3 protein-coding genes are annotated in these 2,588 nt (G+C 59.9%); 2 read left to right on the forward strand and 1 reads right to left on the reverse strand.

Annotated features, from left to right (window positions below):
- Nucleotides 1-50 precede the first annotated feature (50 nt).
- Nucleotides 51-719, forward strand: coding sequence for a cofactor assembly of complex C subunit B (locus tag NW820_RS11760; protein ID WP_414389825.1), 669 nt, complete (start codon nt 51-53; stop codon nt 717-719).
- 73 nt (nt 720-792) lie between these two features.
- Here the strand turns inward: NW820_RS11760 and bchI are convergent, their stop codons facing one another.
- On the reverse strand, nt 793-1,851 hold the full coding sequence (gene bchI, locus NW820_RS11765; protein ID WP_414350299.1) for a magnesium chelatase ATPase subunit I: 1,059 nt from the start codon (nt 1,849-1,851) through the stop codon (nt 793-795).
- Between the two features lie 388 nt (nt 1,852-2,239).
- On the opposite strand from bchI, the gene NW820_RS11770 reads away from it, so the two are divergent.
- Nucleotides 2,240-2,584 carry a DUF4168 domain-containing protein gene (locus NW820_RS11770; protein WP_414331953.1) on the forward strand — a complete coding sequence of 115 codons (345 nt, stop codon included), beginning with the start codon at nt 2,240-2,242 and terminating at the stop codon, nt 2,582-2,584.
- Nucleotides 2,585-2,588: the final 4 nt, after the last annotated feature.

The following is a 2,588-nucleotide window of genomic DNA, read 5'->3' on the forward strand; positions in this document are numbered from 1 at the left end:
AGCTTCTCCCTTCTCTCCCGTTACTTCCTCTAGGTTATGCCTAGCCTGCCTTGACGGTTGAACCCACTCCAGCCCCCAGGGATCCCAATCGCTGGGTGAGGCGGCTGCCTCTGGTGACCGGCCTTTTGGGCAGCGTCCTTTTGGTTATTAATCGACTGGCCTTTACGCCGGAATTGCTTACCAGCCAGTCCCGTTCAGATGCCTTGGGGATCCTCCTCAGCGCCGTTTTGATCCTGACCGGCCTGCTGTGGCAGCAGATCCAGCCTCTTCCGCCCCAAACGGCCCCCCTGCAGGGGATCCCCGGCTGTGATTGGCATCCCGATCTTTCCGAAAGCGAGAAACTGGAGCTGGCTTGGGCCTCCCATACCCTGCTCAGCACCACCGCCGCCCGCACCGTGGTGATCTGGGTGGGTGGGCGAACCCTCCTACAACGGGGGATCCTGGCCAACCCCGGCCAGATGCCCTCCATTCAGCCCAAGAGCGTTTTGCAGCGGGTTTTGCAAACGGGGCGGCCCGTGTATTTGGTGGATCTCAAGCTGTTCCCGGCCCGCGCCGAGTTCGATGGCCTGTTGCCCCCCGGATCCCAGGCCGTGCTGTGCCAGCCCATCGGCCAGAAAGGGTGCTTGATTTTGGGGAGCGATACCCCACGCAGCTTCAGCCGGCAGGAGCAAGCCTGGATTGCCGCCATTGCCGACAAGTTAGCGGCCCTATTTGGCTGAGGTTCGCCGCTCCCAACTTCCCTTCGCCGGGAGAGGGGCCGGGGGTGAGGGCTAGCAGCGCGGAGTGCTTGGGCTAGGCGGCGCTCTCCAAGCTCACCTGGAACACTTCGCTGAAGGCTTTTTCCACCTTGTAGCCCGAGTCGATGGTCTCCAGAGGATCCTTGCGCAGGCGGTGACGCAAACACAGGCTGATCACCCGACGGATATCGGCGACGGTGACCTCACTGCGCCCCTCTAGAGCTGCCAGGGCTTTGGCAGCCCGGTTGGTTACAATGTCTCCGCGCAGTCCATCCACCTCCAAAGCCGCGCATACCCCAGAGATCTTCAAGCGCAAGTCGGGATCCACTGCCACGTTGGGCAAAAGATGTTGGGCTTTTTCGATGCGCTCCCGCAGGCGCTGCTGGGAATCGGCATACTTGGCCAAAAAAGCCTGGGGATCGGCGTCGAACTGGCTGCGCTCCTCCACGATCCGCACCCGCAGGGCGGCATCTCGCACCGTTTCGATCTGGACAAACATGCCAAAGCGATCCAGCAGTTGAGGCCGCAATTCCCCCTCTTCCGGGTTGCCGGATCCCACCAGCACAAACCGAGCCGGATGACGAATGGAAATGCCTTCCCGTTCCACGGTGTTCCAGCCTGAGGCCGCCGCGTCCAGCAACACATCCACCAAGTGGTCATCCAGCAAATTGACTTCATCCACGTAAAGGATGCCTCGATTGGCCTTGGCTAGTAGCCCTGGCTCAAAAGCCTTCACCCCCTGAGCCAAGGCCCGCTCAATGTCGAGAGTGCCACACACTCGGTCTTCTGTTGCCCCCAAGGGCAGATCCACCATCGGCACCTGGATCCAAGTGCTTTCCAGCGTTTCTCCCGCCTGCAGGCGCTCCCACACTTGATCGCTCATCAAGTCCCGCTGCCGCGGGTGGCTGTTGAAGGGATCCCCTTTCACCACCTCGATCCGGGGCAGCAGGTCGGCCAAAGCGCGAATGGTGGTGGACTTGCCCGTGCCGCGATCCCCCATGATCAGCACCCCGCCAATGCGCGGGTCGATCACGTTGAGGAGCAAGGCCAATTTCATCTCCTCTTGGCCGACGATGGCCGTAAACGGGAAAACCGGGCGACGTTCCAAATGCATAGGGGCAATAACCAACAATTCATCCCCATTATCCCAGAGGCCACTCCCTTCTGGGTGTCAGATAGGCTGGAAAGGGACTGGAACTGGAACCTAAAGACCAGTTTTCGGTCAAATGGAAAAGCAAGCTCAGTTGTCAGCGTGGACGACGCCCTGGGCTTTCACAGAGAGGAGCAGATAGGATCGAAGCCCGCGGGGTTCATCAGAGTGTTGAACCGGCGTGGGGCCGAAAGCTCACAAAAACCCTAGGCAACCTGAGCAACAGTTGGCGGGTGGGGAGACATCAGCGGTGTCAGGCAAAGCAAGTCGGAGACGGTGGACGGCATTTCCAATCCAAAGCGTGGTCCAAAAAGGGCTGGTGGGTTTGATCTGGGTTTGCACTTGGATCCCTGTGCTGACTGTTTCTCTGGCCGTGGCTCAAACCCCCACCACCTCTGTGGTGTTGAGCGATGAGCAGGTAACAATGTACGCCCGTATCGTCTTGGAGATGGAGCCCCACCGGCAAGAGGCCCAAAAGCGCTCCCAAGCCACAAACGACCCAGCCAGCAAAGATCAAATCCGGCGAGAATTCATCCGCACCGCGACCGAGATCATCACTCGCCACGGCATGACTGTGCCCGACTACAACCGCATTACACTCTTGATCCGCTCCGAAGAGGGCAAAGCTTTGCAACAGCGCATTGAGGCCGAAATTCTCCGCCTGCAAAGCGAGGATCCCCAACCGCCAGTCCGATAAAAGT

It is taken from the genome of Synechococcus sp. R55.7 (assembly GCF_047461955.1).
Lineage (GTDB): Bacteria > Cyanobacteriota > Cyanobacteriia > Thermostichales > Thermostichaceae > Thermostichus.